We start from the raw sequence: 15333 nt of genomic DNA, 5'->3' as shown, positions 1-15333 counted from the left end.
TCCAAACGCAAATTCTCCGAGCGCTGAGCGAGAAAATGCCTGAAATGTCATCGTTGAAATTCTATGCCCCTTTTCACGCATAAAATCGAATCGGCAGCAACAGGAACGGAGACAATGTGTTCCTTCCTTGCCAATTTGCGCGGTGCGTTCTATAAATAGAACGTTTGGTTCTTTTATCGAACAGAGCGCTGCAAACCTGCTGGGGCGGGGCGGCGTGTGAGACGATGAAAAATGGCTGAGGGGAAGAAAATGAGCCTAGGCGAGCCGCGTGGCGCCCCGCCGAATCGGCTCGAAAAAGAGCTTCCAGCGAGCTTCACGGCCTTCGGCCTAAGAGCCGAAGCGGAGCCGATTCGGCGCGGTTTGCATGTGGTCGCGACGCCGATCGGCAATCTCGGCGATATTTCGCTTCGCGCCTTGGCGACTCTTGCGGCAGCGGACGCTGTCGTCGCCGAGGATACGCGTGTGACCAAAACGCTCCTCGCCCATTACGGGATCGCGACGCCGCTGGTCGCTTATCATGAACATAATGCGGCGGTGATGCGCCCGCATCTGATAGCCCGTCTTGCCGGCGGCGCGGCGCTCGCCCTCGTCTCGGACGCCGGCACGCCGTTGATATCCGACCCCGGCTTCAAGCTCGTCGCCGAGGCTTTGGCGCAAAACATAGAGGTCACGTCGGTTCCGGGCGCATCCGCCGTGCTCGCCGCGCTCGTCGTCGCGGGCCTGCCGACCGATCGGTTTTTCTTCGAAGGATTCCTGCCGCCAAAAAGCGGTCCACGGCGCCAGCGAATCGCCGAGCTCGCGTCCATTCCAGGCACTTTGGTGTTTTTCGAGTCCCCTCGGCGGTTGGGAGAGACCCTTGCCGATCTTGTCGCCGTTCTGGGTCCGCGCGAGGCGGCGATCGCGCGCGAATTGACGAAATATTTCGAGACGGTTCGCCGTGGACGTCTCCCGGACCTTGCTTCGGCTGTTGCGGAAGAAGCCATTCCGAAAGGCGAGATCGTGCTGCTCGTTGGCCCACCAGGCGCGGAAGAGGCCGTCTTGGCCGGGGAGGGCCTCGACGAAAGGTTGGGCCGGGCGCTCGAAAAGTTTTCGGTTAAGGACGCCGCGGCGGTGGTTTCGGCCGAAACAGGTCAACCGCGCCGAAAGGTCTACGCACGGGCGATCGAACTCGCTGCCGAGCTTCAAGAGCGCGGCCGTTGAACGCGCGCGGCGAGCTCGAAAGGCGTCGCGCGCATGGACGTGGCCTTCTCGCCGAGCGCGTCGCGGCGGTCGCCTTGCGACTCCGGGGCTACCGCATTCTGGCCTGTCGCTATAAGGTCAAGGGCGGTGAAATCGACATTGTCGCGCGCCGCGGCGACGCCGTCGTCTTCGTCGAGGTGAAAGCGCGCCAAACTCTCGACGACGCTATGGATGCGATCGACTTCGTCAAGCGTCGGCGCATGTCACGGGCGGCGCGTTTCTGGCTCGCGGCCAACCCCTGGGCAGCGGCGCTCACCTTGCGAGGGGACGCCGTTTATCTTGCGCCTTGGCGCTGGCCGCGCCACTTGATCGCGGCGGTCGAGCTGGATTTGGGATGAGGTTGTGCGGCCGTCTCGCCAGAGCCGACGCCCGCATGGCGTGCTTTGAAAGTTTGTTCATTCGCAATCGAGGCTTCACATTGTCGGCGTTTATGCTCGTTTTAAACTCGGATTTTTTGCTAGCAACTGAGCCGTACTTGATCGAGTCGCGCCCAGGCTCCATTTGACGCTTAAAGTCATGAATACATATCCAGACAACGGCATGGCCGAGATCGCCGCGCCGGCCTCGGCGCTCTTGATCGGACGCGGCGTCGCGGCCGATCTCATCGCCGTCCTCGTCGCCGTGACCAGCGGGGAGCCGCGCGTGCTCACGATCGCGGATCAGCGCGCTTTGCCGTCCGGCCCTTTTCAGCTCGCGCATCGGTCGTTGCAATCCGGCCTTCGCGCATGGGTCGAGCGGCAAACCAGGCTGCCGCTCGGCTATATCGAGCAGCTCTACACATTCGCCGACCGGGACCGCGGCGGCGGCGAGCAGCCGGTGATCTCGATCAGCTATCTCGGCCTCACTCGCGAGCAGCGGGCGTCCGGCGAATATGAAGCGAGCTGGCGCAGCTGGTATCTCTATTTTCCCTGGGAGGATCATCGTCTCGGCGCGCCGGCCCTGATCGCGGACGAGTTCCTTCCGAGATTGCGCGCCTGGTCCGATGCGGCCGGAGATCAGTTCCTCCGCCAAAATCGCTGGCAGCGGGCAATCATCACCTTCGGCTTCGAGGATCGGCCCTGGAACGAGGAGCTCGTGCTGCAACGCTATGAGCTGCTTTACGAGGCTGGCCTCATTACGGAAGCCACGCGCGGCGAACAGCAGGGCGCCTTCAGCAACGCCATGCCCAATGCGGGTCAGGCCATGGTGCTCGATCACCGCCGCATTCTGGCGACAGGCATCGCCCGGCTTCGGGCCAAGATCAAATATCATCCGGTGGTGTTCGAGTTGATGCCGGAAACCTTCACGCTCCTGCAGCTTCAGCGTTGCGTCGAAGCTTTGGCCGGTCGCCTTGTTCACAAGCAGAATTTCCGCCGCCTGATCGAACAGCAGGAACTGGTCGAGGAAACCGGGGAAACCAGCCAGGACACGGGCGGACGGCCAGCGAAACTGTTTCGCTTCCGCCGCGACATATTGGCCGAACGGGCGGTCGCCGGAACCAAGCTCCCGATCTCCAGGGCTTGACAAATCTTATGCTCAACACCAGCATATGCCTTGATAATACTCATCTGGAGTATAAGGCCATGGCGCCGGTTGTCGACTTGCAGCGTTCAGAAAAACTCTATGCGGACGATCTTTATGAGAAAGTTCGTCATGCGATTCCCGCGATCGAATGGCCGGTCCATGCGAAGGAGATCGACGCGATCATGGCGTTGAAGCGGACGCGCAACGCCGTGATCCTGGCGCATAATTATCAGACGCCGGAAATTTTTCATTGCGTCGCTGATCTCGTCGGCGACAGCCTCGCGCTAGCTCGCGAGGCGATGACGGTCGACGCCGACGTCATCGTTCTCGCGGGCGTTCATTTCATGGCCGAGACGGCGAAATTGCTCAATCCGGACAAGACGGTGCTGATTCCGGATCTCGGCGCGGGCTGCTCGCTCGCCGAGTCCATACGGCCGGAAGACGTTCGGCTCCTAAGGCAGGCCTATCCGGGCGTTCCGGTCGTCACCTATGTGAATACGTCGGCGGCGGTCAAGGCGGAGTCCGATATCTGCTGCACCTCCGGCAACGCCCGGGCCGTCATCGAGTCGCTCGGCGTCGAGCGGGTCATCATGCTGCCCGACGAATATCTCGCCCGCAATGTCGCCGCCGATACGGGCGTCGAGGTGATCGCCTGGAAGGGGCATTGCGAGGTGCATGAGCTTTTCAGCGCCGCGGAAGTGCGCGAATTGCGTGAGGATTATCCCGGCGTGGTCGTCCTCGCGCATCCCGAATGCCCGCCCGAGGTCATAGCCGAAGCGGATTTCGCCGGCTCCACGGCCGCAATGGCGGCCTATGTCGCGCATAATCGTCCCGCTCGCGTCGTGCTTCTGACCGAATGCTCGATGAGCGACAATGTCGCGATCCAATATCCTGAGCTTGAATTTGTCCGGCCCTGCAATCTTTGCCCGCACATGAAAAAGATCACCTTGGGCAACATAAGGCGCGCTCTGGAAACCATGCGGCACGAGGTCACGATCGATCCGGCGCTCGCCGCCCCGGCGCGCCGCGCGGTCGAGCGCATGTTGGCGGTCAAGTGATCGACGAGATCCGAGACGCGGCGGGCGCGTGCATCGTCATCGGCGGCGGCCTTGCCGGCCTGAGCGCGGCTTTGGCCTTGGCGCCGCAGCCGGTCATCCTCCTCAGCAAGGCGCCGCTCGGCCGTGAGGCGTCGAGCGCTCTCGCCCAAGGCGGCGTCGCCGCGAGCATCGGATTTGACGACAATGTTTCCTTGCACCTCGCCGACACGCTGGAGGCGGGCGACGGGCTTTGCGACGAAGATGTGGCGAGGCGAATTCTCGCCGCCGCTCCCGCCGCGATCGAGGATCTGATCCGCCTCGGCGCCCCGTTTGATCGCGACCAAGATGGAAATCTTCTGCTCGGCCTCGAAGCGGCCCATTCGCGTCGGCGCATCGTCCATGCCGGCGGCGACAGCAGCGGCCGGGAAATCATGCGGGCCTTGACGCGGCTCGCCTACGAGACGCCTTCGATCACCATTATCGAGCGGGCGGCCGCCAGGCGTTTGATCGTAGAGGACAATGCGGTCGCGGGCCTCGTCGTCAACACCCATTGCGGGCCGGTCTTCTTCGCCTGCGATCGCATCGTCATCGCGACGGGCGGCGTCGGCGGTCTTTATGAACATGGCACAAATCCCGCCGGCTCGTTCGGCCAAGGCCTCGCGCTTGCGGCTGAGGCCGGCGCCCTTATGGCCGATCTGGAATTCGTCCAATTTCATCCGACGGCCCTCGACGGAAAGTCCTTTCCGCTAAAGCTGATCAGTGAAACGGTGCGCGGAGAAGGCGCGATCCTGATTGACGAGACAGGCCATCGATTCATGGCGGGCGTCCCCGGCGCGGAGCTCGCGCCGCGCGACGTGGTCGCCCGGGCCGTCTGGCGGCGCATGACGGCGGGCCATCGCGTGTTTCTCGACGCGCGAGACGCGGTCGGCGATGATTTTCCGCGACGCTTTCCTGCGATTGCGGGTTTTTGCCGGGACGAGGGAATTGATCCCGCCGCGCAGCCGATCCCCATTCGTCCAGCGGCGCATTATCATATGGGCGGAATCGCCGTCGATCTCGCCGGCCGGACCTCGGTCGAAGGGCTCTGGGCTTGCGGCGAAGCCGCCTGCACCGGGCTCCATGGTGCGAACCGCCTCGCCAGCAATTCCCTGCTCGAAGCGGCGGTCTGTGGGCGTTTCGTCGCTGAAAGCATCAGCGGGACCAGCGCGAGACGGCCGGCTAAGACGGCGCCGTCGGCGCGCTTCGTCGGTAGCGATCCCGCGCCGGTGCGAGGCGTCCTATCCTCGGCGGCAGGCGTCTTGCGCGACGCCGACGGTTTGCGCAACGCCGTGCGCGCGCTTTATCCTATGGCGCAGGGCGACGGCCCCGCGCGGGATGCGGCTATCGTCGCTCTGATGATCGTCATCGCCGCGCTGCGCCGCGAGGAAAGTCGCGGCGCTCATGCGCGCACGGATTTTCCCGGCAAGGCGGTCGAGGCGCGAAGAAGCTTTCTCAAGCTCGACGAGGCTTTGGATTTGGCGCGCGAGTTCGCCGTCGAGCCGGTCGCGTGAGTGGAAAGGCTAGGTCCATGGCGCCGCCGCTCTCGCCGCTTCCTCGGATCATGCTGGAGCCTCTGGTTCGCAGCGCATTGCTCGAAGATCTCGGGCGCGCCGGAGACATTACGACCGACGCGATCGCGCCGGTCGGCTTCAAGGTGAAAACCGCTCTCGTCGCCCGGCAGAAGGGCGTCGTCGCGGGGCTTGATCTGGCCAGGCTGGCCTTCGAGCTTCTCGATCCGCAGATCGCGTTTCGCTGTGAAAAGCAGGATGGCGGCGAACTCGCGCCGGGGGACGTGATCGCAACGATCAGCGGGCCGGCGCGCGGAATATTGACGGGCGAGCGCACGGCGCTCAATTTTCTCGGTCATTTGAGCGGGATCGCAAGCGCAACCGCTTCGATTGTCGACGCCGTGCGCGATTATCACGCTGCGATTGTCTGCACGCGAAAGACCACGCCGGGCTTACGCGCGGTCGAGAAATACGCCGTTCGCGCCGGAGGCGGCGCCAATCATCGTTTCGGCCTCGACGACGCCGTGCTCATCAAGGACAATCACGTGGCCGTCGCCGGCGGCGTCGGCGAGGCGCTGCGGCGCGCCCGGGCCGGCGTCGGACATCTCGTGAAGATCGAGGTCGAGGTCGACACGCTGGAGCAACTCGCGGAAGCGCTGGAATTTGGCGTCGACGCCGTGCTTCTCGACAATATGGATCCCGCGATGCTCGCGAAGGCGGTCGCCTTGGTCGGCGGCCGCGTTGTGACCGAAGCCTCGGGCCGCATCACGTCCGAAACAGCGGCGGCAGTCGCGGCCTCGGACGTCGATTTGATCTCGATCGGCTGGCTGACGCATAGCGCAGCGGTGCTCGACATCGGCCTCGACTTCAAGGCGTAGAATTCCGTCTCGGTCGAGCTGCTCCATGGGATCGAAAGGTCTCGATCGAACCAGCATTCTCCCAGTCGGCCTAGGGCTCGCTTAGTTCGGAGATTGTGGGTTCTCCGGCAGGCCCGAGGGGTAGCCTTTCTCATCAACTCGATTGTTGAAGTACATGGGATGTCCCATCCGATAGATGGACCGGCCTTCGTATAGCGGATAGGCGCTCGCCTCGTCCGGCGTGGCGTAGCGCAAAGACGGGGGCGCTAGAGGTCCATAATAGGCTTGAGCAAGAGCTGATCCTCCGCTCAAAGCGAGGCCGATGTATAATGAGGCTATCCCGAGAGATTTGATCATTGCCATTCTCCATCGCGTTGACGCGCAGGCGGCGAGCGCCTGCTTTCATGACGATTATGTGACAATGTTCTAGACTCGCGAATAGGTCGGAAAAGTCCTGAGACCGCCTTCACGTTTTCGTTATATTTGGGCAAGCAAGATAAATATAAATATAGGTTTTCACGCAGGCAATTGAATAATTTTGTTCGCAAATACATGCAAGACCGAATGTAACTGCCTTACAGCTATGTTCTAAAGAAGCTTGCGGGCGCCACTGTCGCGCGCTTCATTCGCATTCAGCGTCTTGATCGCGCCGCGGCCCCGATTTTCGGATGTCATCGGCGCGACGAAGAAATCCGCCCGAGCAGATAATCGAGGGAAAGGACTCCAGGCCCCCGCGCGATGACGACAAGGAAGCAGGTCGCCCAGACGCCATGGGTCGGCCAAGCGTCGGGATAGACAAAGATCTCGATCACGGCGGTCATGCCGAGCAGAGCAAGCGCCGCGAAACGGCTCGCCAGGCCGATCACGAGCAGGATCGGAAAGAAATGCTCGCTGAAGGCCGCAATCCTCGCGGCGATTTCGGGGTCGATCCATGGCAGCGCATATTCATCTTGAAACAGGGCGATCGCCGAGTCCTTGAGATGCCAGCCCTCGACCTTCGTGCGCCCCGACATCCAAAACACGGCCGCGGGGAAGATCCGCGCCGCGAACGAGATCAAGGACTGTGGAATTCGGTCGAGGAGCGCGTTGACGCCGCCGATCGCCTGCACGAGCTTCATGTCGAGGATCCTTTACGGACGATGCGTCGCTGAGATGGCGAGCCCCGCCGAAAACAGCGCCGCGAGATTTACAGCGAGATCGAATGCGGGATCGCTCGCGGCCGCGGATTCCGCGGCCGTGCCGAGCGGAGCATCCGCCGAAAGGCTTTGGAGGAAGGCCGCCGCGCCAGGGGGCAGGCGGCGAACCTCGACGTCGAGCGCCGGCCGCGCGACAAGGGCGTCGTCGCCGCGCCAATCCGCAACGGGGCCGAGCTCCATGTCGCCTGCGTTCATCGCCCAAATCACGACGATCGGAAATTGTGAACGAATAATCTCGACCGAGGGATGCAGGACGATGCAAAGGTCCGCGAGCCTGTCTGCGTCAATCTGGCTGAACGCGGCGGGCTCGAGCGGCGCTGCATCGGCGGCGTGATAGGCGCGGGTGCGGGCGGCCTCGAGGCCCGCCACGTCGGCGAGATAGGCGATCTCGGCGGCGGGCTCGAAACTAGCGAGAAAATCGGGAAATTCGTCCCCGTAGGTCATCATGAGCGGCGAGCGCGGCGGCTGCGTCGACGCAAAGACGCGCGCCGCCGCAGCGAAGAACTCGTCGCCGACGATGCGCCGGGTCGCTGGAAAACGGGACTCCAAAGCGCCGATCAAGCCGACCATGACATTGTTGCGGTAGACGGCGAAGCGCTTTTGCGGCGTGCGCGACGTATGTGAAATCACGCTGGTCGGTAGCGGGAGGGCCGGATCGCGGAGGACCGTCGCAAATTCGGCTTGGAGCGCGTGCGGCATGATCGCTTCGCCTTTAGATCCTGTTGGAGACCGAATTCTTGCGACATACGTCAAGCCGCCGATTGCGCCCGATCGCGTGCGCAGCAACGGTCGAGAACGGCTTGCGCGCTTTGCGCCTGCCCGAGCAAAATCGGCCAATCCGGCACGTCATTGTCCCACTCGATCAATGTCGGCAATGGGCCCGTGCGGCCAATCACGCTTTCATAAAGCGCAAGCACCTCGTCGATCATCGGCGATCCGTGCGCATCGATGCAGAGGGGAGCGCCCGCCTCGTCGACCGTCTCGAAATGGCCGGCGAGATGAATTTCGCCGACGAGATCGAGCGGAAATTCGTCGAGATAGACGCGCGCCTCCGCGCCATGGTTGCGCGCCGAGACGTAAACATTGTTGACGTCGAGCAGAAGCCCGCAACCGGTCGCGCCCGCAATCGCGGCGAGAAAGGCGGGCTCTGAAATCTCGCTCTCGGCGAAGCGCACATAGGTCGCGGGGTTCTCGAGCAGCATGCGGCGTCCGAGCGCAGCCTGAACCTCATCGACATGCTCAATGATCGTAGCGAGGGTTGCTTGCGTGTAGGGCAGGGGCAGGAGGTCGTTGAAGAAGATCCCGCCATGGGACGACCAGGCGAGATGCTCGGAAAAGCTCTCCGGCTGATAGCGGTCGCAAAGGATCCTCAGCCGCGCGAGATGGGCGCGATCGATCCGCTCGGTCGAACCGATCGACAGGCCGACGCCATGGAAGGATAGCGCGTAGCGCTCTCTCAGGAAGCCGAGCTGGGCGTGCGGAGGACCACCGGCGCCCATGTAGTTTTCCGCATGGACCTCGAAAAAGCCGAGCGGCTGGGCGACGGCGGCGATGGCCGGGAAATGTTGCGGCTTGAAGCCGACGCCGGCGCTTGCTGGAAGCGATGAGGCGATGCGCATGGATGCGCCCCTTTGTGTTCTTTCCGGGCGAAGGGAAGGGCGCGGTCGAGGCCGCGTCCTTCACGCAAATCCTTTTAGTCTTACGACTTGACCGGCTTCAGCGAGCCCGTCCCCTGAGGCGTCTTGATCGTTTCGCAGGTCCCCTTCGGAACATATTTCCAGATCGAGCCGTCATAATCGACTTTCGACGAGCCGGCGCAGCTCGTGCCGGCGCCGGCCGCGCAATCATTCTCTCCCTTCAGGGAGACGCCGTAGCACTTCTCCTTGCCGGCCTTGTCGCCGCCCATTGTCTGCGCCGAAGCCGTCGCGCTGACGAGCGTGAGCGCCGTAGCGAGCGCGCCGGCAAGCGCGGCGGCGCCGATCTCGGTCTTGGTGATCTTCGTGGTCATGGCTGTTCCCTTCGATTAAACGGGCGTAAGTTCATGGCAGAGATTTTCACGGCAGTCTCCCGCCCGTTCGCGTAGCATTATCGCGATGGCGCCACCCCGAGTCAGCTGGATTTTAACGCCTGTCGGAGCGGCGCCGGGCAGGCGTCAGGTGGGGCTGTTCATGCCGTGGCCTTCCGGCGTGACGATCGACTCGCATGTGCCTTTGGGGACGTATTTCCAGCGGCTGCGCTCATAGTCGGCCTTTGACGTCCCGGCGCAGCTCGCGCCAGCGCCGGCTGCGCAATCATTGGCACCTTTCAAGGCGACGCCGTAGCATTTGTCCATGGACGGCTGCGGAGCGACAGGGCCCGCTGAGGCCGAAGAAGCCATAAGCGAGAGCGCGGCGGCGAAAGCTCCGGCGAGCGAGGCCGCAGCGTGTTGTGTCTTGTCGGTCATGTCGAATTCCTTCTGGCGCGAATTTGAGAAATATCATGAGGCGCGACTGAGCCGCTCGGCGCGATGCCGGAACGGGGCTCAGCTCTGTCCCATGCAGCCTAGTTCGGCTCGATGGACGCATGCGTTACGCAGCCCGGCGGCTTTCGCGATCACAAAAAAATGCTGCCGATCCGCGGCGTAGACTGTAACAAAGGGCTCCGTCGGCCGAAGCTATGGGTGAGACGTTGGTGGGCGGAGAAATTCGCGAGAAGGAATGGGCCATGTTGATGCGGGCCGCCATGGCAGGCGACGCGGCTTGCTACCAGCAATTGTTGCGCAGCCTCGCGCCGACGCTTCGCGCTGCGGCGCGGCGCGGCTTGGCCCACGCCGGCATGGCCGAAACGGATGCGGAAGACGTCGTTCAGGAGATTCTCCTCGCCGTTCATCTCAAGCGCCAGACCTGGGAGAAGACAGCTCCTTTTTCGCCTTGGCTCTGGGCGATCGCGCGACACAAGATCATCGACGCTTTGCGGCGTCGCGGCCGCCGCGTCGATCTTCCGATCGAGGATTTCGCTGAGAGCCTGAAGCAAGATGAGGCCGAGCCGAATATGCTTGTGTCCGACGTCAACCGCCATCTCGATGAACTGCCGCCAGGGCAGCGCAATGTCGTGCGCATCGTCGCGGTTGACGGCGCGTCGATCGATGAAGCGGCTGGTCGACTCGCGATGACCAAAGGCGCAGTCCGGGTGGCGCTTCATCGCGGCCTCGCGGCCCTAGCCGTCAAGTTCAGAATGGCTGACGCATGAAAACCGGCGATCTTATCCGCGCGCTGTCGGCCGACGCCGACTTTCGCCCCGCGTCGCCGCGTCGCGCTTTGCGGCAGGCTTTGGCGCCGGCCATCGCGATCGCCTTGGCGCTCTATTTCGCCATTCTCGGCGTCCGCCCGCATCTGTTGGCTTTGCTCGGAGAGAATCCGCGGCTCGTCTTCAAGCTCGCCTTGACGTTTCTTTTGGCGGCGCTCTCCGCTCGCCTCATCTTGCGCCTCGCCCGGCCCGGCGCGGATACGCGCGCCGTCGCCCTGCTGCTGGCGCTCGCGCCGGCTTTGCTTGTCGCCGCCGATCTCGTTGAATCGCTTACGGTCCCGGCCGCGGAATGGGGACGCCAACTCATTGGCCATAACGCGGTCTCTTGCTTGGCGAGCATCCCGCTGCTCGCCGCCGCCCCGCTCGTCGCGGCCTTGCTGGCCCTGCGCCATGGGGCGCCGGAGCATCCGGCCCTGGCGGGAGCCGGCGCCGGGCTTTTCGCGGGCGCTGTCGGCGCGGCGCTCTATGCGACGCATTGCCCGGATGATTCGCCCTTTTTCGTCACAGCCTGGTACGGTTTGGCGATCGCCTTCGTCGCCGCCGTCGGCGCTTTAGTTGGGGCGCGCCTTCTGCGCTGGTGAGCGGCGCTTCGCCCGCGCCTGTCCCCTCGATCATCATCAATAAATCGTGCTCGAGCGGCCTCGCTTTCATAGCGTCGGAACCGCTCCGATCCTGGGGCGTTGGGCTTCAGCGGGACATTGCCGCTAGAGCATATATCGAAAAAGTTGATCGGCTTTTTCGATCAGAAGATGTTCTAACTTATTGATCTAGAGCGCGTTCTAATTGGATCAGTCCACCCCGTCGGAACGGGCTCTAGCCCGGCTGGAGATGCGGATCAATGCGGTTAGGAAAATCAGCGGCAGTTTTGGCGATCTTCGCGGCGCTTGCGGCGCTCGATATGACGCCGGACGCCGCGTCGGCGAACTCACGGCGAGCGAGCGCGCGCCACGTCCATCCGCAAGGGGTCGCCGCGCGATATGCTTATGCGGGACATGGCTCGGGCCGGGTGCGGGGCCGACTGACCGCCGCGCGCGGACCCTCTCATTTCGCGCCCTTGTTCGGCGACAGAGCCAGCGGCGCGGGATTTTATCCTCTGCCTTTGGGCGTTCGCATCGCCGCTTGGCGCTACCGCCAACGCCGCGCCATGCAAAGGGCGCAGGATATCGGCATCGCCGTGGCTAGCACGGCGGTCTATAGCAATTGGGCCTTCCCGTTCAATTATGGCGAGAACTTCGGCCATCACCACGGCGTCTTCAATCCGAACGATGGCGTCGGCACGCCGTTTTTTGCCGGCTATTATGGCGGCGGCGATGACGAGGATGACGACCCGCCGCCCTTTTCAGGCGCCCATGGTCATTAAGGGCTGAGCGCCGAAGACGCGATGGTGGCCTGGATGACAATTCGAGGCGGAAATTTGGGACGCGATCGAACGCCGTCAGGGCGTGACGCGCTGACGCAATGAGCTGGTTTCGCTTTGACCGCAATCTCGAACAGATGCTGGCCCCGATCACATTGATCCGGGGCGGCAGCAGCCGGGGGTTCTATTTTGAGGGGCGCAACGTCCCCTTGCCGGGCCACGGGCTCGAGGAATTCCTGCTGGCGGTGCGCGGTTCGCCCGACCCGATGGGGATGGACGGACTCGGCGGCAACACCATCCTGCAATCGAAGACCGCGATCGTGCAACCTTCGACGCGCACCGGCGCTGATGTCGACTATACCTTCGTGCAGATCTTTCCCGACCAGCCGGCGACCGTCACCTACAAGATGAACTGCGGCAACATTTCGGCCGGGGTGCCGGTGTTCGCCTTGATGAAGAACATGATTCCAGGCGTTCCGGATGGCCGCGTCACGGTGCGCGCCTTTTCGACCAACACGCAGAAGATGATGTACATGACCCTCGACGTGGCGAACGGCGAGGCGCGGGTCGCCGGCCAGACGGCGATCGGCGGGGTGCCTGGAACGGGCGCGGAAATCCTGGTCGACTTCCGCGAACAAGGCGGCGGTTTCACCGGTCGGACCTTTCCCACCGGCAATCTGGTCGACACCGTCGTATTGAGCGACGGCGGCAAGGTCGACGTCACCATCGTCGACATGGTCAATATTTGCGGTTTCTTCCGCGCGGAGGAATTCGGGCTGGGCTGCACAGGTCTGGAACTGCCGTCGCCCACCGGCGCGATCCTGACGCCGCCCGGCATGCTCGCCCGCCTGACCGAGCTACGGCTGAAGATCGCCCAATTGATCGGCTGGAATCAGTACACGCTGCAAACGATCGGCGAGGCGACGCTGCCCTTCGCCGTCTCGGTCGCCGCGCCAGCCGCCTACACCGACCTCGACGGTCATTTGGTCAAGGCGGAGTCGGTCGATCTCGTAGCGCGCTTCTATCTCGAATCGATCATGCATTCAGCCGCGCCGGGCAGCGGGTCGACCTGCCTTGCCGCCGCCGCGGCCATTCCCGGCACTGTGCCCAATCGGGCCTTGCGCGAGGGCGCGCTGAAGGCGGGTCAAGGCGGCCTTCTGACGCTCGGTCATCCCAGCGGCTTGTTCGCGTTGAGTACGCGCCCGATCCTAGGCGGTGATTCGACCGAGGCGACATTCGCCGAACTGAGCTTTCCACGAACCGCGCGCATTATCTGCGACGGCACGGTCTTCATCAAGGTGAACCGCCCATCCGACCAGAAGGCCTGGACATTGGCGAGCGATATCGACGCGGCATCCTATTTCCTGCGCGGCGAGGATATTGCGGTCCAGCGTTAGGAGGCGAGCCCATCCGCCGCCAGCATGATCGGTGGCCCTTCCGTGAAGACAATTAGGAGCGGCGGGTCCTCAGACTTTCTTCTGCGGGAGGCCTGCGCCGCCGTCACTGCCGGCGCAGGCCCTGCTCCAGGAGCCCTTCCCAACGCAAATCCTTGCGCAGGATCTTGCCGACGTTCGACTTCGGCAATTCATCGCGGAAGACGATGAATTTCGGGACCTTGTAGGCCGCCAGTTCGCCCTTGCAGAAGGCGCGGATCGTCTCGGCCTGGAGCGTCGGATCGCGACGAACCAAGAAGGCCTTGACGGCTTCTCCGCTCGCCTCGTCGGGCACGCCGACCACCGCGCATTCCTTCACGCCTTGCATCTTGCTCAGCACGGCTTCGACCTCGTTCGGATAGACATTGAAGCCGGAGACGAGGATCATGTCCTTGCGCCTATCGACAATCGCGAAATAGCCTTCCTCATCCATCGTTGCTATGTCGCCAGTGTAGAGCCAACCGTCGCGCAGCACGTTTTTGGTTTCATCCGGCTGGCGCCAATATCCCGCCATCACTTGTGGTCCGCGCGCGACGAGCTCGCCCGGCGCGCCGATCGGCGCCTCGCGCCCGTCTTCATCGACACATTTGATCTCGGTCGAAGGAAGCGGCACCCCGATTGATCCGCGCTTGACGCGATGCACCGGATTGAAGGTCAGCACGGGCGAGCATTCGGTCAGGCCATAGCCCTCGATGACGGGCGTGCCGGTGACGTCCCGCCATTGCGCCGCGACCGAATCCAGCAAAGCCATGCCGCCGGCGACTGAGAGGCGCAGGCTGAGCGGAGGCTTTTCGCAAAACCAGGCCTCGTGCAACAGCCCATTGAACAAAGTGTTTACGCCGGTGATGAAGGTGATGTCCTCCTTCTCGAAAGCTTTGCGCAAATTGCTGAGCGGCCGCGGATTGGGGACCACGACATTATGGGCGCCGCGGAAGAAGAAGCCCAAGAAATTCACCGTGAAAGCGAAGCAATGGTAGAGCGGCAGCGCCGTCAGAAGCCGATCATTCTCGTTGATGTCGGCGCCGGTGAAGCTCAAAAATTGTGCGACATTCATGATGAGATTGCGATGCGTCAGGATGGCGCCCTTGCTGATCCCAGTGGTTCCGCCGGTATATTGCAGGCAGGCCGGGGCGGAGGGATCGAGGCCGCGCGTGTAAGAAGCGATATCTGCGCCTGATCTCACGCGCGCGGCGCCGGCGGCGAGCGCCTTCGCGAAACTGGTCGACGTGAAGCCCGGCCGCGGAATTTGCTTCTTCACATATTTCTGGACGAAGCCGATCAATTGGCGCCGCGGCATGGGGAAGAGGCTCGCGGCCTCCGTCAGGATCACATGTGGGATCGGGACCTTTTCCATCGCCGCGTCGAGCCTGTCAGCGAACATGTCGAGGCCTATGATCGCGGCGGGCTCCGAATCGGCAAAGAGATGCGCCATTTCGGCGGCGGTATAGAGCGGGTTGACATTGACCAGGATGCAGCCGGCCTTGAACACGCCGAAGGCGACGACGGGATAGGCGAGCCCATTCGGGATCTGGATCGCCACGCGTGTCCCGGGCTCGAGCGCTAGCACCTCGCGGAGATAAGCGGCGAAATCGTCCGAATAGCGATCGACTTCCGCGAAGCTGAGGCTCGCGGACATTCCATTCGGCAGGATGTCGGTGAAGGCCTTGGCGTCGCCGCGTCGCTTCGCGAGGTCGCGCGGCGCGTCGGCGAGCAGGTGATAGGGCGCGGCCTCGATTCGCGCCGGGGCGTTAGCCGGATACAAGGCGAGCCACGGCGATCCGTCGCCAACGGCGCTGTTGGCCGCCGTCATGTCTTCATTCATCGGCGTCTCCTCGGCCTGCCCTTGGCCTGTCGCTAATTTTGTCGCCAGTTTCTCAAG

General features: G+C 63.3%; 17 protein-coding genes. 10 read left to right on the top strand and 7 right to left on the bottom strand.

The window, feature by feature from the left end:
• The first annotated feature begins 249 nt into the window (after positions 1 to 249).
• From rsmI to nadC, 6 genes are all read left to right on the top strand, one after another.
• On the top strand, positions 250 to 1200 hold the full coding sequence (rsmI, locus tag METAC_RS22645; RefSeq protein ID WP_036255356.1) for a 16S rRNA (cytidine(1402)-2'-O)-methyltransferase: 951 nt from the start codon (positions 250 to 252) through the stop codon (positions 1198 to 1200).
• Positions 1197 to 1577, top strand: a complete 381-nt coding sequence (locus METAC_RS0106780; RefSeq protein ID WP_026606448.1) for a YraN family protein — start codon at positions 1197 to 1199, stop codon at positions 1575 to 1577. The genes rsmI and METAC_RS0106780 overlap by 4 nt, the downstream gene beginning before the upstream one ends.
• 202 nt (positions 1578 to 1779) lie before the next feature.
• A complete protein-coding gene (locus METAC_RS0106770) occupies positions 1780 to 2742 on the top strand; it encodes an NUDIX hydrolase (RefSeq protein WP_026606447.1) in 963 nt (320 codons plus the stop codon).
• A 59-nt stretch (positions 2743 to 2801) separates the two neighbouring features.
• Complete coding sequence (gene nadA, locus METAC_RS0106765; RefSeq protein WP_026606446.1) at positions 2802 to 3800, top strand: quinolinate synthase NadA; 999 nt, start codon at positions 2802 to 2804, stop codon at positions 3798 to 3800.
• Positions 3797 to 5329 (top strand): L-aspartate oxidase, encoded by a 1533-nt coding sequence (locus METAC_RS0106760; protein WP_245257433.1) that lies wholly within the window; start codon positions 3797 to 3799, stop codon positions 5327 to 5329. Before nadA ends, METAC_RS0106760 begins: the two co-directional genes overlap by 4 nt.
• 17 nt (positions 5330 to 5346) lie before the next feature.
• Entirely contained in the window at positions 5347 to 6204 is an 858-nt protein-coding gene (gene nadC / locus METAC_RS0106755; RefSeq protein ID WP_026606444.1) for a carboxylating nicotinate-nucleotide diphosphorylase, read from the top strand.
• Between the two features lie 81 nt (positions 6205 to 6285).
• Here the strand turns inward: nadC and METAC_RS26360 are convergent, their stop codons facing one another.
• The 6 genes from METAC_RS26360 to bufA1 all read right to left on the bottom strand — a co-directional run bounded on the left by METAC_RS26360 (position 6286) and on the right by bufA1 (position 9822).
• The gene (locus METAC_RS26360) at positions 6286 to 6540 is read right to left on the bottom strand and encodes a hypothetical protein (RefSeq protein ID WP_156898130.1); all 255 of its coding nucleotides are present in this window, start codon (positions 6538 to 6540) and stop codon (positions 6286 to 6288) included.
• A gap of 314 nt (positions 6541 to 6854) precedes the next feature.
• Positions 6855 to 7301, bottom strand: coding sequence for a DoxX family protein (locus METAC_RS0106740; RefSeq protein ID WP_036255354.1), 447 nt, complete (start codon positions 7299 to 7301; stop codon positions 6855 to 6857).
• Positions 7302 to 7313: 12 nt separating this feature from the next.
• A complete protein-coding gene (locus tag METAC_RS0106735) occupies positions 7314 to 8078 on the bottom strand; it encodes an HvfC/BufC N-terminal domain-containing protein (RefSeq protein ID WP_026606442.1) in 765 nt (254 codons plus the stop codon).
• A gap of 50 nt (positions 8079 to 8128) precedes the next feature.
• On the bottom strand, positions 8129 to 8998 hold the full coding sequence (bufB, locus tag METAC_RS22640; protein ID WP_036255352.1) for an MNIO family bufferin maturase: 870 nt from the start codon (positions 8996 to 8998) through the stop codon (positions 8129 to 8131).
• A gap of 80 nt (positions 8999 to 9078) precedes the next feature.
• The gene (locus METAC_RS0106725; protein ID WP_026606441.1) at positions 9079 to 9387 is read right to left on the bottom strand and encodes a BufA1 family periplasmic bufferin-type metallophore; all 309 of its coding nucleotides are present in this window, start codon (positions 9385 to 9387) and stop codon (positions 9079 to 9081) included.
• A gap of 144 nt (positions 9388 to 9531) precedes the next feature.
• Positions 9532 to 9822: a BufA1 family periplasmic bufferin-type metallophore gene (bufA1, locus tag METAC_RS0106720; protein WP_026606440.1), complete on the bottom strand. Its 291-nt coding sequence runs from the start codon at positions 9820 to 9822 to the stop codon at positions 9532 to 9534.
• A gap of 212 nt (positions 9823 to 10034) precedes the next feature.
• On the opposite strand from bufA1, the gene METAC_RS0106715 reads away from it, so the two are divergent.
• The 4 genes from METAC_RS0106715 (at position 10035) to METAC_RS22635 (ending at position 13418) form a co-directional block, all read left to right on the top strand.
• On the top strand, positions 10035 to 10607 hold the full coding sequence (locus METAC_RS0106715; RefSeq protein ID WP_026606439.1) for a sigma-70 family RNA polymerase sigma factor: 573 nt from the start codon (positions 10035 to 10037) through the stop codon (positions 10605 to 10607).
• On the top strand, positions 10604 to 11245 hold the full coding sequence (locus METAC_RS0106710; RefSeq protein WP_026606438.1) for an NrsF family protein: 642 nt from the start codon (positions 10604 to 10606) through the stop codon (positions 11243 to 11245). Before METAC_RS0106715 ends, METAC_RS0106710 begins: the two co-directional genes overlap by 4 nt.
• 257 nt (positions 11246 to 11502) lie before the next feature.
• Entirely contained in the window at positions 11503 to 12024 is a 522-nt protein-coding gene (locus METAC_RS0106705) for a hypothetical protein (RefSeq protein ID WP_156898129.1), read from the top strand.
• A 98-nt stretch (positions 12025 to 12122) separates the two neighbouring features.
• Positions 12123 to 13418, top strand: a complete 1296-nt coding sequence (locus METAC_RS22635; RefSeq protein ID WP_051335428.1) for a PrpF domain-containing protein — start codon at positions 12123 to 12125, stop codon at positions 13416 to 13418.
• Positions 13419 to 13521: 103 nt separating this feature from the next.
• On the opposite strand, the gene METAC_RS0106695 is transcribed toward METAC_RS22635, so the two are convergent.
• Positions 13522 to 15276: an AMP-binding protein gene (locus tag METAC_RS0106695; RefSeq protein WP_245257432.1), complete on the bottom strand. Its 1755-nt coding sequence runs from the start codon at positions 15274 to 15276 to the stop codon at positions 13522 to 13524.
• Positions 15277 to 15333 lie beyond the last annotated feature (57 nt).

Source organism: Methylocapsa acidiphila B2, assembly GCF_000427445.1.
GTDB classification, from domain to species: Bacteria; Pseudomonadota; Alphaproteobacteria; order Rhizobiales; family Beijerinckiaceae; genus Methylocapsa; species Methylocapsa acidiphila.
This window is presented reverse-complemented; position numbering and strand designations above follow the sequence as displayed.